Source organism: Anaerococcus nagyae, from assembly GCF_017874535.1.
Taxonomy (GTDB): domain Bacteria; phylum Bacillota; class Clostridia; order Tissierellales; family Peptoniphilaceae; genus Anaerococcus; species Anaerococcus nagyae.
In genome coordinates this window covers 162,456-187,955 of record NZ_JAGGLS010000001.1, presented here as the reverse complement: position 1 = coordinate 187,955, position 25,500 = coordinate 162,456, and the positions used below count along the sequence as shown (strand labels likewise).

19 protein-coding genes are annotated in these 25,500 nt (G+C 31.5%); 14 read left to right on the top strand and 5 right to left on the bottom strand.

Annotated features, from left to right (window positions below):
- Positions 1-10: 10 nt before the first annotated feature.
- From J2Z39_RS00885 to J2Z39_RS00865, 5 genes are all read right to left on the bottom strand, one after another.
- On the bottom strand, positions 11-1,417 hold the full coding sequence (locus tag J2Z39_RS00885) for a hypothetical protein (protein ID WP_209813312.1): 1,407 nt from the start codon (positions 1,415-1,417) through the stop codon (positions 11-13).
- A gap of 100 nt (positions 1,418-1,517) precedes the next feature.
- Complete coding sequence (locus tag J2Z39_RS00880; protein WP_209813309.1) at positions 1,518-1,778, bottom strand: kinase to dihydroxyacetone kinase; 261 nt, start codon at positions 1,776-1,778, stop codon at positions 1,518-1,520.
- An 8-nt stretch (positions 1,779-1,786) separates the two neighbouring features.
- Positions 1,787-2,908, bottom strand: a complete 1,122-nt coding sequence (locus J2Z39_RS00875) for a toxic anion resistance protein (RefSeq protein WP_209813305.1) — start codon at positions 2,906-2,908, stop codon at positions 1,787-1,789.
- The gene (locus J2Z39_RS00870) at positions 2,905-4,014 is read right to left on the bottom strand and encodes a 5-bromo-4-chloroindolyl phosphate hydrolysis family protein (protein ID WP_209813303.1); all 1,110 of its coding nucleotides are present in this window, start codon (positions 4,012-4,014) and stop codon (positions 2,905-2,907) included. Before J2Z39_RS00870 ends, J2Z39_RS00875 begins: the two co-directional genes overlap by 4 nt.
- 74 nt (positions 4,015-4,088) lie before the next feature.
- Positions 4,089-6,938, bottom strand: coding sequence for an insulinase family protein (locus J2Z39_RS00865; RefSeq protein WP_209813301.1), 2,850 nt, complete (start codon positions 6,936-6,938; stop codon positions 4,089-4,091).
- Between the two features lie 96 nt (positions 6,939-7,034).
- On the opposite strand from J2Z39_RS00865, the gene J2Z39_RS00860 reads away from it, so the two are divergent.
- The 14 genes from J2Z39_RS00860 to J2Z39_RS00795 all read left to right on the top strand — a co-directional run bounded on the left by J2Z39_RS00860 (position 7,035) and on the right by J2Z39_RS00795 (position 25,472).
- A complete protein-coding gene (locus J2Z39_RS00860; RefSeq protein WP_209813299.1) occupies positions 7,035-8,027 on the top strand; it encodes a Gfo/Idh/MocA family protein in 993 nt (330 codons plus the stop codon).
- A 68-nt stretch (positions 8,028-8,095) separates the two neighbouring features.
- Entirely contained in the window at positions 8,096-9,118 is a 1,023-nt protein-coding gene (locus J2Z39_RS00855) for a PTS sugar transporter subunit IIB (protein ID WP_209813298.1), read from the top strand.
- 9 nt (positions 9,119-9,127) lie between these two features.
- Positions 9,128-9,943, top strand: coding sequence for a PTS mannose/fructose/sorbose transporter subunit IIC (locus J2Z39_RS00850; RefSeq protein ID WP_209813293.1), 816 nt, complete (start codon positions 9,128-9,130; stop codon positions 9,941-9,943).
- A gap of 10 nt (positions 9,944-9,953) precedes the next feature.
- Complete coding sequence (locus J2Z39_RS00845; protein ID WP_209813292.1) at positions 9,954-11,012, top strand: PTS system mannose/fructose/sorbose family transporter subunit IID; 1,059 nt, start codon at positions 9,954-9,956, stop codon at positions 11,010-11,012.
- Positions 11,013-11,016: 4 nt separating this feature from the next.
- The gene (locus J2Z39_RS00840) at positions 11,017-11,373 is read left to right on the top strand and encodes a DUF956 family protein (RefSeq protein ID WP_117520105.1); all 357 of its coding nucleotides are present in this window, start codon (positions 11,017-11,019) and stop codon (positions 11,371-11,373) included.
- Positions 11,374-11,903: 530 nt separating this feature from the next.
- Positions 11,904-12,404, top strand: coding sequence for a hypothetical protein (locus tag J2Z39_RS00835; RefSeq protein ID WP_209813290.1), 501 nt, complete (start codon positions 11,904-11,906; stop codon positions 12,402-12,404).
- Positions 12,405-12,799: 395 nt separating this feature from the next.
- Positions 12,800-13,825 carry a hypothetical protein gene (locus tag J2Z39_RS00830; RefSeq protein ID WP_209813288.1) on the top strand — a complete coding sequence of 342 codons (1,026 nt, stop codon included), beginning with the start codon at positions 12,800-12,802 and terminating at the stop codon, positions 13,823-13,825.
- 597 nt (positions 13,826-14,422) lie between these two features.
- Positions 14,423-16,477 (top strand): elongation factor G, encoded by a 2,055-nt coding sequence (gene fusA, locus J2Z39_RS00825; RefSeq protein ID WP_209813287.1) that lies wholly within the window; start codon positions 14,423-14,425, stop codon positions 16,475-16,477.
- 14 nt (positions 16,478-16,491) lie between these two features.
- A complete protein-coding gene (locus tag J2Z39_RS00820; protein WP_209813285.1) occupies positions 16,492-18,486 on the top strand; it encodes an alpha-amylase family glycosyl hydrolase in 1,995 nt (664 codons plus the stop codon).
- Entirely contained in the window at positions 18,483-18,971 is a 489-nt protein-coding gene (locus J2Z39_RS00815; protein ID WP_117520094.1) for a GDSL-type esterase/lipase family protein, read from the top strand. Before J2Z39_RS00820 ends, J2Z39_RS00815 begins: the two co-directional genes overlap by 4 nt.
- Positions 18,972-18,980: 9 nt before the next feature.
- Entirely contained in the window at positions 18,981-19,910 is a 930-nt protein-coding gene (mnmL, locus tag J2Z39_RS00810; RefSeq protein ID WP_209813284.1) for a tRNA modification radical SAM protein MnmL/YtqA, read from the top strand.
- Positions 19,895-20,509, top strand: a complete 615-nt coding sequence (locus J2Z39_RS00805) for an isochorismatase family protein (RefSeq protein ID WP_209813283.1) — start codon at positions 19,895-19,897, stop codon at positions 20,507-20,509. Before mnmL ends, J2Z39_RS00805 begins: the two co-directional genes overlap by 16 nt.
- Before the next feature lie 292 nt (positions 20,510-20,801).
- Complete coding sequence (locus J2Z39_RS00800; RefSeq protein ID WP_209813282.1) at positions 20,802-25,079, top strand: 2-hydroxyacyl-CoA dehydratase; 4,278 nt, start codon at positions 20,802-20,804, stop codon at positions 25,077-25,079.
- A gap of 9 nt (positions 25,080-25,088) precedes the next feature.
- Positions 25,089-25,472, top strand: a complete 384-nt coding sequence (locus J2Z39_RS00795) for a pyridoxamine 5'-phosphate oxidase family protein (RefSeq protein WP_117520086.1) — start codon at positions 25,089-25,091, stop codon at positions 25,470-25,472.
- Positions 25,473-25,500 lie beyond the last annotated feature (28 nt).

Below are 25,500 nucleotides of genomic sequence, written 5' to 3'. Positions count from 1 at the left end.
CTTTTATATATTATTTTCTTTTATTCTTATCCTTGGCCATAAAGTAATAAGCTATAATTGCTACAATTAATACTACTAATATTATTTTAATGCCTTTGATGCCTGTTTTTACTATGCTTGCAGCTGAGGTGTTTTTCTTTACTGCTTCTTGACTTGCCTGAGCTTCGTTGAAATTTTTATTTTCATCGTTTTTATTATAAGTAGATTTATTGTCATCATCAGACTTTAATTCCGGTGACTTCACTTTTTCCTCATCAATGGTAACTGTCTGAGGCATTGCTTTGCTGGAAGTATCTTTGTTATCATTTGTACTTGTGTTTTTTTCTGAGCTTTTATGATCTGAATCATTAGTAGATGAATTGCTACTAGTATCTTTGGATAAGGCTTCTTCGGTAAAAGGGTATATCCATGAGTCCTCTCCGAGACTTGAAGAATAATTTGCTGAATTATCTAATTCTTCTTTAGAAATTTTACCGTCTTTATTAGTATCTATAGCATCTAGTTCACGTTTTTGAGAATCTGATAACTCGCTATACTTAGATTTAGTCTTTTCATTCTTTAAAAAAGCTGATTGACTACTTGTAGTAGTTTCATTGGAGGTATTTTGACTTGGATTTTCAAAGGTAGTTTCATCTATTGTTAAGCTGTCTTCGGCATTCTCATTATTTGAAGATTGAAAGTTTATATTTTCATTATCGGAAGCCTTACTACCTTCTAATCTATATTCTTCTTTATTTGGATCTTTAATAAAATCAACTATTAGTTCATTAGCTTCTTTATAATCTTTATTTTCACTAGCAGATTTGAGTACTTCATCATATTTTTCTTTTAGTTTATCATTAGCTTCATAATAAGATTTTGAATTTTTAATAGCTTCTATAAAAGTATTCAAATTATCCTTATTTTCGACATCTAAGCCTACGAGTATACCATCACTTAGATATCCTCTTACACTTTCCTGGATAGCTTTTTCTTCTTGATCATCAATAGATATAGTTTTTTCTGGATTTTGTTTTTGGATTTGATCAATTAATATTTGTAAAGCTTGTGTTTGTCCTGAGATTTTTTCTAAATTACTAGAATTTAGGATATCATAAGATTCTTTTAAAATTTCTTTATCTTTATAATCATATTTTTCTAAAAGTTTGATTTCTCTAGCTAAATCTAGACGAGTTTGGAATTCTTTGCCAAATATATTTTCTTTATTATCAGAAACGTCAATTTTCTTGTAGGATTCAATTTCTCTTTTAGAAGCTAGATCGTAGTTTGGAAGATTTTTAATATCAGTATTTTGTTTCTCTATTATATTTTCATTGGTATTTATAGTGAGTTCACTTGCTTGGGCAGGTAGGTTTGTTAAAGGAAATACTAAAGCACATCCTAAAGCAAAGGCTCCTATATAATTTTTTATTTTCATAATATACTCTTTCTTTTATATATTCTTTAACTATTATTATATTAAAAAATACGAATATTTCAATAAAAAACTAGAACCGAAGTTCTAGTCTTATAAGTTATTAGCCTTTTAATCCTTCGGCCTGTCTTAGCATATTTTCTACAACTATATCATGTATTTCTCCAAGACTTGCAGCATATTCTAAGACTTCCCAAGGTTTGTTTGTATGAAAGTGAATTTTGATTAGTTCTTCATCACCTACAGCAAGTAGGCTATCTCCTTCAAAATTTTCTGTTATATGATCAAAGATCTCATCTTCATCTAAATCCTCTCCTGCTATTAGCATTTGAGTATCAAATTTATAATCTCCTATATCTACCATTGTTTCTCCTAATTTGTATTTCCTTTTGTTAAGTTACTTTTTAGTTCATCTTCTAGCCTTGCGATTTCTGCTTGAGCTAGTGACCTATTCTTTTTACCCTCGATTTGTATATTTCTAACTTCTTCTATTGTAGAAATAAGTTGATCGTTGGTATGTTTAATAGTATCTAGGTCAATTATACCACGCTCTGTAGCTTTAGCAGTTTCTATAGTATTTTGTTTTAGAGTATCTGCATTTTTACGAAGTAAATCATTGGTAAGGTCTGTTACTCTTTGTTGGGTAGCTATAGCTTGGTTAGTATGATTCATACCTAAAGCTAGTACCATCTGGTTTTTCCATAGGGGAATGGTATTTACTATTGTTGTTTGAATTTTTTCTGCCATTATAGAGTTTGAAGATTGTACCATTCTGATTTGTGGAGCCATTTGTATGGAAACCATACGTGTTAAATCTAGGTCATGAAGTTTTTTCTCAAAGCGATTTGCTTGAGATTTTATGTCATTTACTTTTTGAGCATCAAGTGGTAAGTTGCTTTCTTTAGCCTTAGATTCTAGGGCTGGGATTTCATTGGCATAAGTTTCTTTAAGCTTTCTATTGCCAGCCTCTATATACATGGTGATTTCTTTGTAGTATTCTTCATTTAAATCATACATTTGATCAAGCATAGAAATATCCTTCATCAAAGTGATTTGATGATTTTCTAGAGCTTTTGCTACATCGTCTATATTTTTTTCAGCTGATTGATAGCGTACTTTCATATCGTCTATTTTATTTGCTTGTTTTTTTAGAAATCCTAAAGGGCCTGATGGTTCTTCGCGTTCCATAGATTTTATATCCATTACAACAGAATCAAGTAAACCACCTATTTCGCCAAGGTCTTTGTTCCTTACCGTATCTAAAGTTTTTTCTGAAAAGTTTGAAATCTTTTTTTGCGCTCCGGATCCGTATTGAAGTATTATGTTGGTATCTTCTAGGCTAATTTTTTTAGAAAAATCATCTATCATCTTTTCTTCTTCTGGTGAAAATTTGATATTATTTTCTACAAGATCAGGTCCTTGGTTAGTTATGCTTTCTAGCTTATTGTCTTTTTTTTCTTCTGCACCGTCTAAGGTTAATTCAATATCACTCATTCCTTGCTCCAATCATCTTCTGTGTAGCCTTCTTGATTTAAAAGTAGGTTGATGGTATCTATATCAGTTTTAATGTCCATAGCTCTATCACCTAAAAGTTCTACTTTTATTTTATCAAAGGCTTCTGTAATTGTTATTATAGATTCATTTATATCATGCATTGATTTTTTTATTCTGCTATCATCTGTACGCATAAGTTCAAATTCATAGTAAGTGTCTGTAAGTTTTTCCACGGTAGGTAAGTAATAGTCTGAAAATTTATTAAGGGCGTAGGACTTTTCTGGATGATTTTCTACAATTCTTAGAATATCAGTAGAATTGTGGCTCACCTTTTCTACATTTGACTTAAAGTCTTCACTTTTTATATTAGCCTTTGTCTTGTTAATTCTTGCTAATATATCATTACCCTTTTTAAGTATTTCACTTGCTTTCTCATAGCTTAGATCTTCTACCAATTCTTCGTTATTTTCTCTGTTATCCTCATTTCTGCTAGTTTGTGGAATTTCCTTTTTCTTTTCCTTATATAGGCGGAAAGTTGGAATATCTAGGATAAATAGTGAATCATCTTCTACTATACGTGCTTGGTAGAAATAGCCTCGTTTCATCATTTTTGTAAGGTCCGAAACAGTTTTTTCTTCACTTTGGGTAACGGAGCTAGCCAAGTCTCTTATTGATATAACTGTATTATTGCCTAGTTCTCTAAGAAATCTTATATAGTTATTAGATAGTCTTAGATATTCTTTGCTAGCTTTCCAAAAAACGTAAGGAATAGCAATCGTCAACAGTAAAGTAAATATTGATCCAAAGAAGTTTCCAAAACCTTTAAAGCTAAAAAAACTAAATAAAAAGTAAAAAAATACTATAGTTAGTCCAATTGCTGATAGTATAGTAAGAGCCTGAAAAGTATGAGCTTTGCTTATTTCAGGTGGTTTTTGAGCACATACTTCCTTATTTCTAGTTTGTGGTAGGTTTTCAGTCTCTGTTGCTTCTGTAAATTTTTTCAGGGTAGAGTTTACAGATTTTTTAATAGAATTACCAATTTCGCTAAAATTTATATCATTTAAGTTAAAATCATCAAATTTAAATTTATTTTTATTTTCACTCATAAAAGCTCCTTATATCTTATAAACATCATACCCTAAACTTTAAAATATTTAAATATACAATTGATATTCATTAATTAATCATTTAAATCTATTATTTTATCAAACTCATTCTTTATATCTGTTATATTTTCTCTATTACCGAAGACACATATATTTTCTTCTTGCATTGATTTTTTAAATAAATCATTATAAGCCTTAATTTCATCAAGAGTACTTGTCTTGATTTCAGATAAAAGTTTTTCGGGATCAATAGGATTTTCTTTTTTATATCTTACATAATCTTCATCAGCGAGGGTGGATGGAGATTTTGGACGTAATATTGATCCCATAGAGGATATTTTTTGATTTTCAAAATCCCTTTTGCTTATATCAATATTTTTAGTTAAATCACTTATCTTATCAAAATTTTCTATAGTTTTTAGGATATTTGGGTCTCTATATGAATAAGCTGATAATAGTCCGTTTTTACTTATTGTAAGACCTGCACCATAAGCACCACCCTTAGCTCTTATTAATTCATAGAGATAAGGATTTGATAGTATTGTTGTTGCTAACATTATCTTACCATTAAATTTTGATTTTAGTTCTTTTATATTTGCACTTTTTGCTACATAGTTTACATTAGCTCCACTAATTATAGCTTCTTTATAAGATTTTGGAATAAAATCTAACTTAACTTTATTTTCTTTTTTATCTAAAGAGTTGAATTTGTTATTTAAGAGCTTTTTTACTTTTAAAAAATTTTCTCTAGAACCAGTTATATTTACTTCAAGATTTGATGTAAATATTTTTTTGTATATATCATTTAACTTATTTATAAATCCATCAAAGTCTTCTTGTGCTTGATTTATAACTTCTTTAGTAAATAAATAAGAGCCAATGCCACTTAATTCATCTTTTAGCATAATATTCTCATCTATATGGCTATTTGCCCTATTAATCGCTAGGATATGACCGTTATCATACATAGTGGATTCAAAGTATGACTTTCTCATTCTTAAAAGTTCTATGATCCTTTTCTTGTTGTCAAACTTTGAATTAAACATAAAATCAGCTATAAGATCTATAGATTTTTCTATAGTTTCTATAGTTGAAGTAAATGAAACTTTTTCTAGCCTTGCTGAGTCTTTATCATTAATACTTATGAAAGCATTTGAAAAGTTAGGGCTTGATAAATTTTGAAATAAGATATCATCTATTTGTGTGTATGGCAAATTGTTAGTATCTACAGAACCCATGAAGTCGTTTATTAGTGATAGATATCTTAATTCATCAAGGCTTAGATGATCAACATCAAAGTAGAGCGAAGTATATATTAGTCCTGCTGTATCTATATTATGGTAAACATACTTAAATTTGTCATCAACAATTTCTCTAGGAGTCTTTTCTACATGAGTTTCCACATCTTTTATATTTAAAACAGGAATTGTAGCTTTTTCTTCTTCATTGTCTTTTTTATTTTGATGGATATCTAATCTTTCCAAGTCTGTTCTTATGAGTTCGAGTTTTTCTTTAGTCATAGTAGAATTTAAATTTTCTATATATGATTTTAATTCAGCTTGTTTTTCTTCTGTATACTTAGTACTTGGTTTAGCAATGTAGATTAATTTTGTAGGATTGTCTATAAAATTATCTCTTATAAAGTTTTCATAATAGTCAGTATCTATTAAGTCACGTAATTCATCTAGGTAATCAACTATTTTAAAGCTTTCGAATACTGGCTTTTCAAAAGACCACATAAGAAAATAGGTGAGTCCTCGCATTACAGAGATTAGTTGTTCCCTTTGGCCGTATTCAAATATTGAAAAGGCTGACTTTAGACTTTCTTTATTCATTCCTTTGCTAGCTTCTTTTAGTCCATCTTCGATTATTTGGATAAATCTATCTAGTTTTGATGCATCTGTTTTTTGAGCTTGAAGAATTATAGAACTACGTACACCATAGCCAACACGAGCTGTAAAATCTTCTGGATCAATTTGTTCGTATATTTGATTACGGATTTTTGAAGAATCCATATGAAAAAGTGCGCTAAGAAGTATCAAAAGTGTTAGATAATATTTTGTATCTGTATTTTCCTTAGTCAAAAATCCATAGACTAAATAATCACTACTTTCATCTAGTCTGCTAGCTGGATAGGTTGATTCGATTATTTTATCATATTGATTACTAGGGACTTCTATATTAAAATCAAGATTTTTATATTCATAATTTGATAAATATTCCTTATCTAGATGGTCTAGATAAAAGTCTATATCTAAGTCACCATAAAAATAGATATAAGCATTGGATGGATGATAATGGTTCTTATAAAATTTCTTAAATTCATCAAAGCTTAGTTTATAAATTTCAGCTGGATCCCCGCCAGATTCATATTGGTAAGGACTATTTTTGTATAAGTAAGATATAAAGTCATCATAAACCAGCTCATCAGGATCTGTTAAAGCTCCCTTCATTTCGTTATAGACAACTCCAGAAATACCAGTTATTTTTCCATCTTCCATGACATAATGCCAGCCTTCTTGGTCTAGTATTTCTTTTTTATTAATAACTTGTGGATTAAATACAGCATCCAGATAAACATCAGTTAAATTGAAAAAGTCCTTGTCATTTTCGCTAGAAACAGGGTAGACGGTTTTATCTGGATAAGTCATAGCATTTAGGAAAGTCTGCAATGATGAGCTAGCCATATCCATAAAAGGCTCACGAGTCCTATATTTTTTGGATCCATTTAGAACAGAATGCTCCATTATATGAGCCATACCTTTGGAATTAGTAGGAGGCGTCTTAAAGCCTATTCCAAAAGTTTTGTTGTGATCATCATTTTTTACATAAGCTACTTGAGCTTTTGTTTTATTATGTTCATATAAAAAGACGGTAACCCCCATCTTTTTATAAGTTTGTTTTTCTTTTAAAGTGTAAGTCATATTTCTCCTCCATTTGTTTAACTATACTACAAGATGTATTATATTAACTTATATAAGGATAAGTTTGTAAAAAACTAGTTAAAGTAAGGAGAATTTATGAAATTAGGAATTTTAGGCTCTGGTAAAATTGTAAAGGAAGTTTTACCTGTATTAGATCAAATAGAAAATATTGATGTATATGCAATAGCAGCAAGAAATGAAGAAAAGCTACAAAAACTTGCTAAAGATTTTTCTATAAAAAATTATTATACAAGTATAGAAAGTTTATTAGAAAATCCAGAAATTGATACTGTTTATATTGCCTTACCAAATAATTTGCATTTTGAAGCAATGGATAAGACCATCGATTATAAAAAGAATATTATTTGTGAAAAGCCATTTACATCAAATGCTTATGAAACAGAAAAAATAATCAAAAAAGCAAAAGCAAATGACCTTATGATAGTAGAAGCAATGAGCCATAGATTTATACCAAATTCTATTGAAATTAAAAAACTTATAGGAGAATTGGGAGATATAAAAATTGTTTCTCTTAACTATTCTCAATATTCATCAAGATACGATAAATTCAAGGAAGGTATTATAGAGCCGGTCTTTAGTCTAGAAAATTCTGGAGGAGCTTTAATCGACTTAAATTTATATAATGTAGCCTTTGCTGTTGATGCTTTTGGTTTGCCAAAAGATGTAAGGTATTTTGCAAATATTGAAAATGATATAGATACTTCTGGGGTTGTCATCTTAGATTACGGTGACTTTAAAGTATCTTCTATAGGGTCAAAAGATTCTGCCGCACCTCTTGTAAATACTATTCAAGGAACGGATGCCACAATTGAAATTCCTGATGCCTTAAATAGCTTTAGAGAATTTAATATTAGTAGAACTAATGGAAGTAGTAAAGAATATTTTAATTATAATTTAGAAAATAAGTCAAGATTATACTATGAATTTGTAGAAATTGAAAGAATATTAAGAAATAATGATAGGAAAAAAATAGAGGATCTATTAAATCTTACTCAAAATTATATGGAAGTTTTAACACGTGCTCGCTTTGATGCAAATATTTTTTATCCTGCTGATAAAGTTGACTAATAATCTGTTATAATATAAGCATAAATAATTATTTGTATTTATATAAATTATATATGAAAGGAGAAAAGATGGTAGGAATAATACTTGCAAGTCATGGCCACTTTGCTGAAGGTATAAAAGAATCTGCTCAAATGATTTTTGGTGAGCAAGAACAATTTGAATCAGCTATACTTTTACCTTCCATGGGACCAGATGACTTAAGAAATGATCTAGAATCTGCTATAGAAAAAGTAGACTGTGATCAAATTTTATTCTTAGTAGATTTGTGGGGAGGTACTCCCTTTAATCAAACATCCAATTTACTAGAAGGCCATGAAGATAAGTGGGCAATAGTAGCTGGAATGAATCTACCTATGGTTATCGAAGCTTTATCAGAAAGATTCACTAGCGAATCTTCTCATGATATTGCAAAAGCAATTATAGGCTCAGCTAAAGAAGGGGTCAAGATAAAGCCAGAAGACTTAAATGAAGTAAGTGAAGCTAAAGCTAGTGATAATGAGGCTAATGAGGCTGATGATGCTGATAAAGAAATAGCCCAGGCGACCAAAAATGGATCTATACCTGAGGGAACAGTTATAGGAGATGGAAAGATTGATATAGTACTAGCTCGTATAGACACTAGACTTTTGCACGGTCAAGTGGCAACTAGCTGGACAAAATCAACAAAACCTGATCGAATTATAGTTGTATCTGATGCAGTTAGCCAAGATGATTTGCGAAAGAATATGATTATGCAAGCTGAGCCACCAGGGGTAAAGGCACACGTAGTACCAATTTGGAAGATGAAAGAAATCTTAGAAGATCCTAGATTTGGGGCTACAAGAGCTTTGTTATTATTTGAGAAACCTCAAGATGTGTTGCAGTTATTAGAACTTGGGGGCGAAATTGATACAGTAAACCTTGGTTCCATGTCTTATTCAGAAGGAAAAGTAAATCTTTCAACTTCTGTTGCTATGGATAAGGATGATGTAGAAACAATAGAAAAGATCAAAGAGTACGGCGTAAACTTTGATGTTCGTAAAGTTCCAGCTGATAAGCCGGAAAATTTAGATAATATGCTTAAAAAAGCAAAAAAAGAATTAAATATATAGGAGAGATGAATGAATGCTATTAATATTATTTTAATATTCGTAGTTGCCTTTTTAGCAGGTTGTGAAGGGATATTAGACCAGTTCCAATTTCATCAACCACTTGTTGCTTGTACCCTAATAGGACTTGTAACAGGGCATCTTAAAGCAGGTATTATACTTGGAGGTCAACTACAACTTTATGCACTAGGTTGGTCAAATGTAGGAGCGGCTATAGCTCCAGATGCGGCACTTGCATCTACCGCTTCAGCTATAATAATGGCTCTTGCCTTAAATGGTGGCACCTCTAATATAGATGAGGCAATATCAACGTCTATAACTCTTGCTATCCCACTTTCAGTTGCAGGTTTGTTTTTAACAATGCTTGCAAGAACCCTTGCTATACCAATGGTTCATGGAATGGATAGCGCAGCAGAAACAGCAAACTTTGCAAAAATAGAAAGAATCCACTGGTCTGGTGTTGCTATGCAAGGACTTAGAATTGCTATACCTGCCCTCATCCTTTGCTTTATCCCAGCCTCAGCTGTAACAAATGCTTTAAATGCTATGCCAGCTTGGCTAAAAGAGGGTATGCAAGTAGGTGGTGGTATGGTTGCAGCAGTAGGTTATGCAATGGTACTTAATATGATGAGTACAAAAGAAACATGGCCATTTTTTGCCTTAGGTTTTGTACTTGCAGCTATCCCTCAAATTACTCTTATAGGATTAGGAGTAATAGGGCTAGCACTTGGACTTATATATATGAAACTTAAAGGATTAGCTCAAAGTAGCAGTAGCTCATCTCATGGATCTGGTGATCCTTTAGGTGATGTAATAAATGATTATTAAGGAGAGCTAAATGAGTGAAAATAAAAATAAAAAAGATGTAGAAGTATTTGAAACTAATACTGATAAAAAAGTAAACGATACTTCTGCTATAGATAATAAAGAAGAAAAAGATCAAATAGTAGAAGAATCTAGTGAAAATAGAGTTATAGAAAACAAAGATAGAATAGTTTTGGATAAAAAAACTAGAAAAAATATTTGCAATAGACATCAATTTTTACAAGGTACTTGGAACTTTGAAAGGATGCAAAATGGTGGTTGGGCTTATTCTATGATTCCAGCTATCAAAACCTTATACAAAGACAAAGACAGTCAAGTTAAAGCCTTAAAACGTCACTTAGAGTTCTATAATACTCACCCTTATGTATCAGCACCAGTTTTAGGTGTAACCCTAGCTATGGAAGAAGAAAGAGCGAATGGAACACCAATAGATGATGCAGCTATAAATGGTGTAAAAGTAGGTATGATGGGTCCTCTAGCAGGTGTAGGAGATCCAGTCTTTTGGTTTACTATTAGGCCGATTTTAGGAGCTTTAGGAGCTTCTCTTGCCCTTGGTGGAAGTATATTAGGACCTATTATATTCTTTGTTTTTTGGAATCTAATAAGATATATATTCCTTTGGAAGACTCAAGAATTTGGCTATAAAGCAGGTAAGGAGATCAGCAAGGATTTATCAGGAGGTCTTTTAGGTAGAGTTACATTAATGGCTTCTATAATAGGTATGTTTGTCATAGGAGCATTAGTACAACGTTGGGTAAATATTGACTTTACAGTTCCAATTACAAGAGTTACTCAAGACAGCGACTTATATATAGACTGGGCAAATCTACCAGCAGGTGCTGAAGGTATTAGAGAGGCTCTTAAGGCATATACTACTTATGGACCAAGTTCACTAGATCCAGTAAAAGTTACTACATTACAAGATAACATAGACTTATTAATACCAGGATTAGTTCCATTACTATTAACCTTAGGTATATCTAAGCTTCTTAAAAAAGATGTATCTCCAATAACTATAATCTTAGCTTTATTTGCAATAGGAATTATAGCTAGAGTCTTTCATATAATGTAGGCTTATGATAGAGTCACAAAATAAAAAAGTTGACTTAACTATTCCTGCTAACCACCTACAAGGCCTCACTAGTAGAGGCAATGTAGTGGTTGGGGATAGGGCCTTTGAATATTATAATGAAAGAAACCCTAATGACTATATACAAATTCCTTGGCAAGAAGTAGATTTAATTACAGCAGAAGTTGTATTTAAAAAGAGAATTCCTAGATTTGCTGTCCATACAAAAAAGAACGGCGACTTTATCTTTTCAACTAAAGATAATAAGCTTACTCTTAGAACTATCAATAAATATATAGCCAGTGATAAGCTTAGAAGATCCCTTACAATTAAGGATTATATAAAAAAAGCTTTTAATAAATAAGATATTAATATGGACCCACATAAATTATATATATTAAAAAATAGCAGATTTTTGTTTGAAAGAATATAAAAAAAGATGATGTATAGAATAGATAAAACTATTATGTGCATCATCTTTTTTCTTAAATCTTTATATTAATACTAAATACTAATTGAAAATATTAAACTAGCTAATTTCTATTAGTTAGCATTTTTAACTATTATATCATTTTTTATTTATTTGTTAGCTAATATTAGTTATATTGACAATAAAATATAAATAGGTGTATAGTTTTATTGGCTTAAGTTTAACTTATTTGAAAAAGTAAGAACGTTTTCGCAGCTTATCACTAAGTATTATTGAAGTTGATTTATTTATAAATTAATTAGATTTTTCAGTTTTAGGATGTTATATTAAAAAAGTTGCTGTAAATGATAGTAGAAGTAAATATAAAGGTAATACTTACTATGATGGTGTAACTGGAAGGGACTCTAAAACATCAAGGTTGGCTAGTATGGTAATAAGCTCCGTATTTGGAAGGAATTACGTAAATGATTATGCATACACGTTCAAATAAAAAAACAATATTATATCTTCTTATCATATTATTAATATTTTTATTTACTCTTAATGGCAATAAAATTTTTACTATAAATTATGATGATATTGAAGCTAAAAATATAGAAATACTAGAAAAAGAAAACTTAAACAATTATAAACTAGATGCTAAAGAGCAGGCTAACTATAATATAGTCTATGCTTATAGGATAGATGATAGTAAAGAATACATATTTATTTATAGTAAGTCTTTACTTTTTAATCTATATCATCTTGATGATAAGTTTGTTTCAGATGAGGATGATATTAATACACTAGCAAGTAATATTAAATACCATAATTTAGTTAATATTAATAATACCAAAAATAGTGCTAAAATAAAAATAAGCCAAAGGCGAAATAAAGATACGATATCAAGCTTTATTTATATGATTGTGATATTAATTTTAATTATTTTTATAAGCTATAAAATACAATTAAAAAATAAAAAATAAATAAAACTGCATAAGATGAATAAATGAAAATGTGATTTATAGGATTATGATAACCACATAAATCTATACTAAATACCAGAGTTAGAATTAAGATAAGCTCTGGTATTTTTTCGCTGATTTTTCAATGTCTATATTAGCTTCTAAATATATTTTTATAAATTTTATTTTAAATTCTATGCTTATTTTGACATTAAAGAATTGATCTTCTTAAGTTAATTTTATGTCTAATTTTTGGCAGTCAGTTAAAAATTGCATCTTTTTTATTTGCATAATCTGTTGCATTCAATTTTACAAACTATCAGATAAAAATATTAATTATAAAACGATATATTATAAGTAAATTGAGTAATATAGTAACGGTTAAAATATTCTAAGATATAAAGTGGGAGAAAGATATGAGAAATTATAAAAAATTAGCCGCAGCAACCTTGGCAATTTCGTTTTCTTTTCTAGGAGCAAATGTTATAGTTAATAATAACGTAAGTTTGGCATCTGAAGAAAAAAATGCTCCAATAGCTAACTTAGAAATTACACAATCAAATGCTCCTTATCAAGAAAGTGTTGTTAAATTAAATCAAAGTGATGCTACTAGACAGCAAGCTTTGGATCAGCTTAAAGCTATTAGATCTAAAGCTTGGGATGATAATGTGACTCTAGAGGGAGCAAAGGATGGAAGAACAGCTACAATTAGAGATGTAGCTAATTATTATTATCCGAAAGGAAATCCCAGTAAAGAAGATTACGTAAATAAATATGAATATAGCTTGGAACTTGAGCATCTAGCTTTACAAAGAGCTTATGAATTGACTTTAACAGGAGATAGTCAATTAAGACCAGATGATTCTTCTTATGAGACAATTGCTTATAAAGATTTAAGATTAGGCAAACATGATTGGGTTTGCTATGACTATGGTGAAGAAATATCTCCGGAAAAGTTATTTGATACTATTTTGTATAATAAGGATAAAAAAGGTGAAAATGGCTATCAGAGATTAATTGATGAAAACGGTGCATATGACGGAAATGAATCTGTTTATAATATGCTAATATACAGTCCACCGCGTATAGGTGTAGGTTATGGTCAGGTTGAAAATCCTAAGACTGGTAAAAGTGCAGCAGTAATTGCTTTTGACGACAAAGATCCTTTCTTTTTTCTAGATAAAGTTGAAAAAGTTGATTACGTTGGCGATTACAGAATGAGTTTTGGTAATCCAAACTTCAAGAAATCTTCAAAAGAATCTTTAGATGAATTAGAAAAAGCGGTCGAAGATGCAAAAGAAACTATAGAAGGTGCAAAAATATTAATGAACAAAATGCCTAACTTTTCCAAAAAGCATGGCGATGAACTTAATCAATTGATAGAAGAACAAAACAAACTTATAGATAAAGCCGAAGCTATTTTAAAAGCAAATGGTAGATAAAAACTAGTATATATTCGTTTCAGAATGTCGATAAAGTAGGTAAGAAAGCATAATCTTATCTACTTTTTGTCTTTAAACGGTTTGATTTCAATATAAATATATTATAGAAAAAGGTGTATTATATTAAATAAAACTGATGAGGATAGACAAAAGAAAATCTAGTTTAATTCGAAATTGTCTAAGAGTAAGTGAACTTAATCATAACAAAAAGAATCAGAAAACGATAATAAGATATATATGGTAAATCCACTTATATATATTAGAGGAGTATAGAAAAAAGTAGAATACAAACAAAGAAAAGAAGCAATAGAGCGATGCTTTGACAGTAAGAAATATCATGGATTTAGATAAACTAATATGTAAGGACTGTTGTAGAATGAAAAATCGTCTTAAAATCATTAGGATAAGTTTCTAAGGATGATATGAGAATTATTAATAGTTTTGCGATTGCCTTTTTATTTATAGAAAGGCAATTGTTTATGAAAACATTTTCGATATACTAGATTAATTTATAAAATTATCTTATAATATAATATATAAATATAATTGAGGGTATTTTTATTTTTATAAATACAAATGTTTTCATAAGGAGGGAATATGAAAAATTATACTACTGACAAGATTAGAAACTTAAGTTTAGTTGGCCACTCTGGCAGTGGAAAGACATCTTTAATAGAAGCTCTTTTATATAAAACAGGAGCAATAGATAAAAAAGGTCGTGTTGAAGATGGATCTACAGTTTCAGATTATGAAAATCAAGAAAAAAAGAGACATATTTCCATTCAAACATCAATTATTCCTATAGAATTCGAAGATTATAAGATTAACTTTATAGATTCACCTGGATTTTTTGACTTTGAAGGTGAAGTTTTACAAGCTCTTAGAGCTAGTGAGGCAGCACTTTTTGTTATAGATGGAGAAAATGGTATAGAAGTTGGAACTGAAAAATACTGGAAATATACACAAGAAATCAATCTGCCATCTATAATATTTGTAAATAAGTTAGATAAGGAAAATGCAAACTTCAACAAGATCGTATCAGATCTACATATAGAGTTTGGCAAAAAAGTTATACCACTTACCCTTATGCTTGGTGAGGGAGATAAGTTTGAGGGTATTATAGATGTTTTAGATAAAAAAGCTTACACTTACGAAAATGGTGTAAAAAAAGAAGTAGAAATACCTGAAATAAGACTTGCAGAGGTTGATGCGGTTTATGAAGAAATCATAGAAGCTGTTGCTGAAACAGATGATTCTTTGATGGAAAAATTCTTTGAAGGAGAAGAATTTTCTGAAAGTGAATTTATAAAAGGACTTAGCCAAGCTATACTTGAAGGAACAGTAGTTCCGCTAATAGCAGGTTCTAGTGAAAAAGAAATAGGCTTGACACAACTCTTAGAAATCATAACAAGATATATGCCTTCTATAGATGATGAAGCTGCTAATATCGGATTTAGAGTTAAAGATGGATATGAAGCTTTTACTCCAAGAGAAGATGGACCGTTCTCTGCGGTAGTATTTAAGACTTTAGCTGATCCATTTTTAGGTAAGATTTCGATCTTTAAGGTATTATCTGGAACAATTAATAAGGATGATAAGATCTTTGATGTGAATAAAGATGAAGAACTTAAAGCTAGCAATCTATTTTTCCTAAGGGGTAAAGAGCAAATCAAAACTGACAAGCTTGTAGCAGGCGATATTGGAGCTTTCTCTAAATTAGATATCTTATCAACTGGGGATACTCTTGCAAGTAAAGATAAGCCAATAGAATATAAGCCTATCAAATATCCAAAACCAGTTTTATTTTATGCTATAAACCCTATAAGTAAAAATGATGAAGATAAGATCTCTGAAGCTTTATCAAGACTTATAGAAGAAGATCCAACCCTTAAAGATGAAAGAAATATAGAAACCCACCAACAAATATTATCTGGACTTGGAAATGTTCAACTGGAAGTAATATTGGATAAACTTCGTGATAACTACAGTGTAAATACAGAGGTTGTTGAGTACAAGATTCCATATAGGGAAACTATAAAGGGAAAATCAGACGTACAAGGTAAGCATAAAAAGCAATCTGGTGGAGCAGGTCAATATGGTGATGTATTTATTAGATTTGAATCAACTGATGAAGAATTTTTATTTGATGAAGAAGTTTTTGGTGGAGCAGTTCCTAAAAATTATTTTCCGGCTGTAGAAAAAGGTTTAGAAGAATCCTTAGTTGAAGGACCTCTTGGTGGATTTAAGGTTACTGGAATCCATGCAACTCTTTATGATGGATCCTATCACCCAGTAGATAGTAATGAACAAGCTTTCAAAACAGCTGCTAGACTTGCCTTCAAAAAGGGTATAGAAGAAGCAGACCCTATACTTTTAGAACCGGTTATGAAACTTGAAATAAAGGTTCCGGAAGAAAACATGGGTGATGTAATGGGAGATATGAACAAAAGACGTGGTAGAATCTTAGGTATAGAGCCACAAGCAGATGGTAGTCAAATAATACTAGCAGAAGCTCCGCTATCAGAAGTGCTAACTTATGCAATAGATTTAAGAAGCCAAACCTCAGCGCGCGGTTCATTCTCCATGGAATTTGAAAGATATGAAGAAGTGCCAAAAGAAATTACTCAAAAGGTTATAGAAGATAGATCATAATATAGGAGGAATATATGGCAAAGCGGGAAATTTTAGACATAGATCCTTGGATAAAGGACTATGAAGATGACATCAATCTTAGAATGAATGAATATGAAAAGCAGAAAAGTAGACTAATAAGTGATGGAGAAAAACTTACAGACTTTGCCAATGCTCACCATTATTATGGCTTCCACAAGGTAAAAAATGGATGGATTTATAGAGAATGGGCTCCTCATGCCGATGGTCTTTATCTAATAGGAGACTTTAATGATTGGGATAGGCATGCCCACCCACTTACAAAAATAAATGAAGAAGACTGGGAGATATTTATAAAAGGCATCAAGACAATTCCCCATGGTTCAAGGATTAAAGTTTTGGTAGATACTAATGGCTCTATAAGTGATAGGATTCCTCTATATGCTACTCGTGTAGAGAGGAATGATGATGGAGACTTTGCTGCTATTATGCAAAATCCTAGGTCTAAATTCAAATGGACTGATGAGGAATTTAAGGTAAATCACGATGATCTTTTAATCTATGAATCTCACATAGGTATGGCAGGAGAAGAGGGTAAGGTTTCTACTTATAAGGAATTTGAAGTAGATATACTCCCTAGGATAAAAAAAGCAGGTTACAATACAGTTCAACTTATGGCTATAGCTGAGCATCCATATTATGGTTCCTTTGGTTATCAAGTAAGCAACTTCTATGCACCTAGTTCTTGGTATGGAGAAATAAATGATTTAAAATCATTAATTAACACAGCCCACGAAATGGGACTTAATGTAATAATGGATTTGGTTCATTCTCATGCAGTAAAAAATACTGTGGAGGGGATCAATGAATTTGATGGCACGGATTATCAATTTTTCCATACTGGGCAAGAAGGTAATCATCCTGACTGGGATAGCAAGCTTTTTGACTATGCTAAGCCAGGTGTACTTCACTTTTTATTATCTAATGTAAAATATTGGTTAGAAGAATTCCACTTTGATGGTTTTAGATTTGATGGTGTAACATCAATGATTTATAAAAACCATGGTCGTGGAGATGCCTTTAATAATTACAAAAAATATTTTTCTATGAACACAGATATAGAAGCTATAAATTATTTACAATTAGCTAATGAATTAGCACGAGAGGTTAAACCAGATGTTATAACAATAGCAGAGGATATGTCAGGAATGCCTGGTATGTGCTTACCTATATCCAAGGGTGGAGTAGGTTTTGATTATCGCTTAGCTATGGGTATGCCAGATTTTTGGGAGCGTACCCTCCTAAAAAGAGATGAAGACTGGGATTTATCAAATATGTGGTATGAACTATCTACTCATAGACCGGAAGAAAAGCGCATAGGCTATGTAGAAAGCCATGATCAAGCCTTAGTTGGATCAAAGACTACAATCTTTCGATTGGCAGACAAAGAGATGTATGATTCTATGACTAAAGATAGTGAGAACTATATCATAGATAGAGCCCTTGCACTTCACAAGATGATTAGGTGGATAACTATATCTATGGGAAGTGATGGATATCTTAACTTCATGGGTAATGAGTTTGGTCATCCAGAATGGATAGACTTCCCTAGAGAGGGCAATGATTATTCTTTTCATTATGCTAGACGACAATGGTCTTTAGCAGACAATGAAAACTTGAAATATCATTATCTATCAGATTTTGATAAAGCTATGCTAAAGCATAGTGAAAAATATAATCAATTAGGTAATACTATATTTAGATTGTGGATAGATAATGACAGAAAGATAATAGCTTTTAGAAATAAGGATATAGTCTATATATTTAACTTTCATCCGACAGATTCTTACGAATCTTTTGCGGTACCAATTCATGATGTTGGACAATTTAGAGTTGTCATGGATACAGATGAAGAGAAATTTGGAGGAGCAGGTAGGATTAGCCACTCATATGTTTATAACACAGAAAGACTTGCTGGAACGGATTATGATGGCATAAAAATATATATACCATCAAGAACAGCTTTAGCTTTGGAGAAATATAACAAATGAAGATAATCTGTTTGGGAGACTCATTTACTGAAGGATTTTTGGTTGACAAAAGCTATGCAGATTATTTAGAAGACATGGGTCATAAAGTTATAAATCTTGGTATAAATGGTAATAGGACTTATCAAATGCTTGAAAGATTTATACCAGAAAAATCAGATGTTCTGATAATTTTTGGCGGTTCTAACGACACCTATGATCAAATAAGTCCTGATGATAGTTTTGAAAATATAGAGAAAATTTTGGATAAATCTTTATCTGATAAAAATATTGTGATTATACCACCACTAATGGAGTTAGAAGAGGCCTACCCAAGATATGAACTAAATAATAATGCTATCAATGCTCTGGGAGATTTGATAAACTCCCTAGAATGTGATGTAGTAGATGCTAGAAAAATCGAGCCTTCATATTTTATAGATGGCCTTCATATGAGAGGAGACTTTCATAAAAGGTTAGCAGATGAGATATCGAAATTTTTAAAGTAAAATAAAAGTATGCAGATTAATAAAAAACGTTACAATGATCTTGATAGCTATTATAAAAGAAAATATAATAAAAAAATTATAAAGCTCCCTTTAGATGGGGGCTTTACTTGTCCTAATAGAGATGGAACTTTATCAAAGCGAGGATGCATATATTGTTCAGATGAGGGCGCTGGAGAATGGACATATAAATCAGCAGGAGATATAAAAGCTCAGATTGCCTATCAAAAATCTAATTTATCAAAGCAGGGTAAGGATGAAGGCTATATAGCTTACTTTCAAAGCTTTACCAATACTTATGGAGATGTAGGTAAAATGCGTGAGATGTTCTATTCTGCACTGGAAGATGAAGATATAGTAGGGCTTTCAATAGCAACTAGAGCTGATTGCTTGCCTGATGAGGTATTAGACTTATTAAATGAACTTAATTCTATGACTGATTTGACGGTAGAACTTGGTATGCAAACAGTAAATGATAACACTATCAAATTTATAAATAGAGGCTATGATCATGAAAGTTTTAACTTAGGTCTTAACAAATTACATTATCTAGGAATAGCGACTATAGCTCATGTTATAGTTGGGCTGGTGAATGAAAGTATAGATGATTATATAAGGGATATAAGTTATATAAATGATAAAGGATTTTGGGGGATTAAAATCCACAACCTTTATATAGAAAATAACACCTATCTTAAATATTATTATGAAAAAAACAATATATCCTATACAATGACTAAGGAGGACTATGTAAATATAGTAGTAAGGATGCTTAGAAACTTAAATCCTGGTATAGTAATTAATAGACTAACGGGAGATGGAATAAGAGCAAATATCGCTTATCCTACTTGGTCAAAAAACAAGGGAGCTGTTTTATCAACTATTGATAAAATAATGAAAGAAAAAGATTATAAACAGGGGGACTTATGGAAAGAAATTTAGATGCAAAATACTATGTGAATTCTTATGATAAAGAAAAAAATATCTATTCAAGTAAAGAAAATACATTACTTTTAGTAATAGATGAACAACCAAAACTAATGAATACTATGGAAAATGGGGAACAAACTATTTTAAATACTCTAGTACTAATAAATGCATTCAAAGAATATGGTATGCCAATCCTTGCAACGGAACAATATCCAAAAGGGCTTGGTAGATCAGATGATAGATTACTAGCAGAAATAGAAGAAAATAATATTTTTGCTAAATCAATCTTTGATGCAGCTATTCCTGAAGTTATAGAATATATAAGAGAAAACAAGATTACAAATGTAGTTTTGACAGGTGCAGAAGGTCATATTTGTGTTTACCAAACAGTTAGAACTCTAAGAGATTTAGGACTTAACGTATTTTTGGCAGAAGATGCAGTTTCATCTTATTCAGAAGAACTAAAGAATACAGCTCTAATAAACATGAGAGATATGGGAGCTATGGTAGTAAATACAGAAATGTTATTATTTGATATAGCGAGAGATTCAAAAGATGCACATTTCAAAGTTATATCAAATCTTGTAAAAGAAATAAGAGCTAGAGATTAATTTCTCTTAGCTCTTTGCTTGAGTTTGATTTTTTCTATAGTTTGCATTTTTATCTAAGAATTATTAAAACAAATTAGATAGTTTTTGTAATTCTTGTATTTTTTATCTTTTTAAAAGTCTTTTAAATTCTTTGATTTGTTATTTTTAATGTGATTTATTTTTTGTCTAATTCCTAGTTTTTTGCTTGTGATTAAATTTTCTAAAGTGGTAAAATAGTATTGTTACTTATACAATAAATAAAATTATTTTATAGATAAATTTCACTATAGATTAAAATAAGGAAGGCGCTAATATGAATTTGCATATGGGACTTGATGTTGGTTCTACTACTGTAAAAATTGTTATTACAGATGAGAATTTCAACACCCTTTATCAAGTATATAGAAGACATAAATCAGATGTCAAAGAAACGGTAAAAGCTGTCTTAAACGAAGCTTATGATGAGTTTAAGGATGATAATATAACTATAAATGTAACTGGTTCTGGGGGTATGTTCCTTGAAAAATATATGGGAATCAATTTCGTACAAGAGGTTATAGCTGAAACCGCAGCTATTAGAAAATTTATTCCGGAAACAGATGTTGTTATAGAGCTAGGTGGAGAGGATTCTAAGATCACCTACCTATCAGGTTCTGTTGAACAGAGGATGAACTCAATCTGTGCTGGTGGTACAGGAGCCTTTATAGATCAAATGGCGGCTCTACTAGATACTGATGCATCTGGACTTAACGATCTATCTAAAAATTACAAGAAAATTTATCCTATAGCAAGTAGATGTGGAGTTTTTGCAAAGACTGATATACAAGCATTGATGAATCAAGGTGCGAGTAGGGAAGATATAGCAATCTCTGTTTTTCAATCTGTAGTTAACCAAACTATATCAAATCTTGCTTGTGGTAGACCAATTCGTGGTAATGTAACATTTTTAGGTGGTCCACTTCATTTTTTGCCAGCTTTAAGAGATAGGTTTATAGAAACTCTTGGAGAGGATGAAAATACATTTACTACACCAGAAGATGCTCAGCTTTATGTAGCAAAGGGTGCAGCTATCCTTTCTGCTGAAAACGAAGACTATGTTCCTTATAAGGACTTAATAAAAGAACTTGAAAAAGAAGCTCCAGAAGATATGGAGATGACAAAAAAGCTTGATCCACTTTTTACTTCAAAAGAAGAATACAAAAAGTTTGTAGCAGATCATAAGACGGAACAAATAGTTTATGAAGATATCAAAGACTATGAAGGTCCGATCTATATAGGGATTGATGCAGGATCTACAACTAGTAAAATGGTTTTGATAACAGATGAGGGTCATATATTACACGATGATTATAGGATGAATTTAGGTCGACCACTTGAAGTAGTCATAAATATGCTAAAAGACGCCTATGCTAAGAAAAATCCTAAGGCTTATATAGCTTCATCTGGTATTTGTGGTTATGGAGAGGATTTTATTAAAAATGCTCTACATATAGATAATGGAGAAGTAGAAACTATAGCTCATTATTCAGCAGCTAAGTTCTTTAATCCTGATGTTGACTTTATCCTAGATATAGGTGGCCAAGATATGAAAGCTATGCATATTAGAGATGGTATTATAGATTCTATCCAGCTAAATGAAGCTTGCTCTTCAGGCTGTGGGTCTTTCTTATCAACATTTGCAGCAAGTGTAGGTATGAGTGTGGAGGACTTTCAGAAAAAAGCTCTATTTGCAAAAGAGCCAGCTGATCTTGGTAGTCGTTGCACAGTATTTATGAATTCAAAGGTAAAGCAAGCCCAAAAAGAGGGCTCTGAAGTAGGAGATATAGCGGCAGGACTCTGTTATTCTGTAATCAAAAATGCTATCCAAAAGGTAATTAAGGTCCGTGATCCAAAATCTCTTGGCGAGAATATAGTTGTTCAAGGTGGTACATTTTATGGAGACGCTATCCTTAGATCTTTTGAAAATATCACTGGAAGAAGGACAACTAGACCAGAAATAGCAGGACTTATGGGAGCTATGGGTATGGCTCTTATTTCTCGTGATAAGTCTACTGGTCAATCAACACTAGCGGGTGTAGATGAGTTAGAGTCCTTTACTTATAGCCAAAAAAGTGCAAGATGTGGTCTTTGCACCAATAATTGTGCTCTTATCATAAATGTATTCCCAGATGGAACTCGCTATGTAACAGGCAATAGATGTGAAAGAGGCGCAGGAGTCAAAAAAGAAGAAACAGCAGCAGATTTAAACATGTATAAGTTTAAAAATAATTTGCTCTTTAATAGAAAAACTTTAGGTGATAATGCTCGTATGGGTAGGGTAGGACTTCCTAGAGTATTAAATATGTACGAAGACTATCCATTCTGGCATAAATTTTTTACATCACTAGGTTTCGATGTTGTTCTATCTGGCAAGTCTGATAGGAAAATGTATGAAAAAGGTATCAGCTCTATTTCATCAGAAACTGCTTGCTATCCAGCAAAACTTGCTCATGGTCATATAGAAGATCTAGCAGCAAGGGATGACTTAGATTTGATATTTTATCCTGCAATATTCTACGAATATAAACAATTTGATAAAGCGCAAAACCACATGAACTGTCCAGTAGTAAGTGGTTATCCTGATGTTATTAAAAATAACGTAGAAAACCTAGAAGGCAAAAACTTCATGAATCCTTATCTATCACTAGAAAGTGAAAAGATAATTGCTGATAGATTAGTAGAAGAATTTGATGGATACACTTATAATGGCATTGTCCTTAGTAAAAAAGAAATAAAAAATGCGGCTACAGCTGCCTGGAAAGAGCTTCAAGACTATCACGACCAAATAAAGATCCGTGGTAAGGAGATTATAGATTATGTAAATGCCAACAATCTTAATGCGATAGTTTTAGCAGGTCGCCCATACCATATTGATCCAGAAGTAAATCATGGTATACCAGAGTTGATTGAAGGAATGAAAATTCCAGTTATATCTGAAGATGCAGTTGCATATAATATAGAGGATGTAGACACCAAGGTACGAGTACTTGACCAATGGTCTTATCATGCTAGACTTTACCGTGCAGCAGAATATGTAGCAGATAACCCAAATCTACAACTAATCCAACTAAATTCTTTTGGTTGCGGACTAGATGCAGTAACAACAGACCAAGTACAAGATTTATTGGAAGCTCATGGTAAAATCTATACACTTCTTAAAATAGACGAAGTCTCAAACCTTGGTGCTATTAAAATTAGAATTAGATCACTCCTCCAAGCTCTTAATCAAAAGAAAATGGAAGGTATTGTATTTAAAGAAGACCTAGATCGACTTGATTATTCTACACCAGAATTTACAAAACAAATGGTTGATGAAGGTTATACAATACTTGCACCACAAATGGCTAGAGAACACTTTAGAATACTTGCTCCTGTATTTCACCATTATGGAATGAATATAGAATTTTTGGATTCGGTAAATGATAAGGTCTTAGACCAAGGTCTAAAATACGTAAACAATGATTCATGTTATCCATCCATAACAGTAGTAGGTCAGTTCATGGAGGCTGTTAATTCTGGTAGATATGATACAAATAAACTAGCTATAGTGATGACTCAGACAGGTGGGGCATGTCGAGCAAGTAATTATGTAGGATACATTAGAAAGGGGCTACGTGATGCGGGTTATCCAAATATCCCAGTAATAGCCTTATCTGCTCAAGGAATAGAGACAAATGCAGGTTTTGACCTTAAGAAGCCATCAACTATACCTTTCCTAAAAAGAGGATTTAGAGCGATAATATTTGGAGATCTAATCAATAGAGTTGCCAATGCAACAAGACCTTATGAAGTAGAGAAGGGTGCTACAGATAGCTTAAAAGAAGCTTGGATAGAAAGACTACAGGCAGAAGCTCCTACTATGAGTGATAGGGAATATAAAAAGTGTGTAAAAGAAATAGTTGATAATTTTGATAATATTCCAGTAAAAGATATTAAATTGCCAAAGGCAGGTATAGTAGGGGAAATACTAGTAAAATTCTTGCCAGAAGCTAATAACAACCTACAAAAAGTCTTAGAAGCAGAAGGAGCAGAGGTAATCTTACCAGATCTTACAGACTTCTTTATGTATTGTATGAAAAACTCAGAACTTAAAGCAGATTTATACGGCAAAAGTAAGATGAGTGCAAGGTTTGGTAGATTAGGTATAAATATAGTAGAACAATATAGAAAACCAGTTAGAAAAGCTCTTAGAGCATCCAAAAGATTTAATGAGCCAGAATATATCGATCAGATAGTAGAATATGCTGATACAGTTACAAGCTTAGGTAACCAAGCGGGTGAGGGATGGCTACTTGCAGGTGAAATGGTGGAGCTAATCCACGCCGATGCACCAAACATAGTTTGTATACAACCATTTGGTTGTCTACCTAACCATATCACAGGTAAGGGAGTTATGAAAAAAATCAGAGAAGATTATCCACAGGCCAATATTGTAGCAATAGACTATGACCCAGGTGCTAGTGAAGTAAACCAAATCAACCGTGTAAAACTAATGATGAGTCAAGCAAGAGATAATCTAAAACAAAAAGAATTACAAGAAGTGAATAAATAGGAGAAAACAATGTTAAGTGAAAAATTTTATGATGTCATAGATCATGAAGGAAGTGTATCAATAACTTCATGGACAAAAAAAGGAGCTCATGTAACTTGTACATGGAATAGCTATCTACAAGTGGTGAAAGAAAATAATATAGAAAAAATACTTATACCGGCAGCAGGTATGACAAGTACAGAAAATGATGTAAAAGAAAATGACAATGTGATCTTAACCATGGCAGCTAGAGAAGTCGAAGGATTTAATGGATATCAAGGCACAGGATTTAGAATAATTGGATCAGCTGAGTTTTTAAATGAAGGAGATTATTTCAATCAAGTACATGATAAATATTCATTTGCTAATAGAGCATTAGTAGTGACAGTAAAAGAAGATAAGCAACTATTATAAAAAAAATAAAGCCGCCACAAAATAGAGT

Coding starts and splice junctions, on each gene's coding strand:
- J2Z39_RS00885 (WP_209813312.1), bottom strand. CDS start 1,417: ATGAAAATAAAAAATTATATAGGAGCCTTTGCTTTAGGATGTGCTTTA.
- J2Z39_RS00880 (WP_209813309.1), bottom strand. CDS start 1,778: ATGGTAGATATAGGAGATTATAAATTTGATACTCAAATGCTAATAGCA.
- J2Z39_RS00875 (WP_209813305.1), bottom strand. CDS start 2,908: ATGAGTGATATTGAATTAACCTTAGACGGTGCAGAAGAAAAAAAAGAC.
- J2Z39_RS00870 (WP_209813303.1), bottom strand. CDS start 4,014: ATGAGTGAAAATAAAAATAAATTTAAATTTGATGATTTTAACTTAAAT.
- J2Z39_RS00865 (WP_209813301.1), bottom strand. CDS start 6,938: ATGACTTACACTTTAAAAGAAAAACAAACTTATAAAAAGATGGGGGTT.
- J2Z39_RS00860 (WP_209813299.1), top strand. CDS start 7,035: ATGAAATTAGGAATTTTAGGCTCTGGTAAAATTGTAAAGGAAGTTTTA.
- J2Z39_RS00855 (WP_209813298.1), top strand. CDS start 8,096: ATGGTAGGAATAATACTTGCAAGTCATGGCCACTTTGCTGAAGGTATA.
- J2Z39_RS00850 (WP_209813293.1), top strand. CDS start 9,128: ATGAATGCTATTAATATTATTTTAATATTCGTAGTTGCCTTTTTAGCA.
- J2Z39_RS00845 (WP_209813292.1), top strand. CDS start 9,954: ATGAGTGAAAATAAAAATAAAAAAGATGTAGAAGTATTTGAAACTAAT.
- J2Z39_RS00840 (WP_117520105.1), top strand. CDS start 11,017: ATGATAGAGTCACAAAATAAAAAAGTTGACTTAACTATTCCTGCTAAC.
- J2Z39_RS00835 (WP_209813290.1), top strand. CDS start 11,904: ATGATTATGCATACACGTTCAAATAAAAAAACAATATTATATCTTCTT.
- J2Z39_RS00830 (WP_209813288.1), top strand. CDS start 12,800: ATGAGAAATTATAAAAAATTAGCCGCAGCAACCTTGGCAATTTCGTTT.
- fusA (WP_209813287.1), top strand. CDS start 14,423: ATGAAAAATTATACTACTGACAAGATTAGAAACTTAAGTTTAGTTGGC.
- J2Z39_RS00820 (WP_209813285.1), top strand. CDS start 16,492: ATGGCAAAGCGGGAAATTTTAGACATAGATCCTTGGATAAAGGACTAT.
- J2Z39_RS00815 (WP_117520094.1), top strand. CDS start 18,483: ATGAAGATAATCTGTTTGGGAGACTCATTTACTGAAGGATTTTTGGTT.
- mnmL (WP_209813284.1), top strand. CDS start 18,981: ATGCAGATTAATAAAAAACGTTACAATGATCTTGATAGCTATTATAAA.
- J2Z39_RS00805 (WP_209813283.1), top strand. CDS start 19,895: ATGGAAAGAAATTTAGATGCAAAATACTATGTGAATTCTTATGATAAA.
- J2Z39_RS00800 (WP_209813282.1), top strand. CDS start 20,802: ATGAATTTGCATATGGGACTTGATGTTGGTTCTACTACTGTAAAAATT.
- J2Z39_RS00795 (WP_117520086.1), top strand. CDS start 25,089: ATGTTAAGTGAAAAATTTTATGATGTCATAGATCATGAAGGAAGTGTA.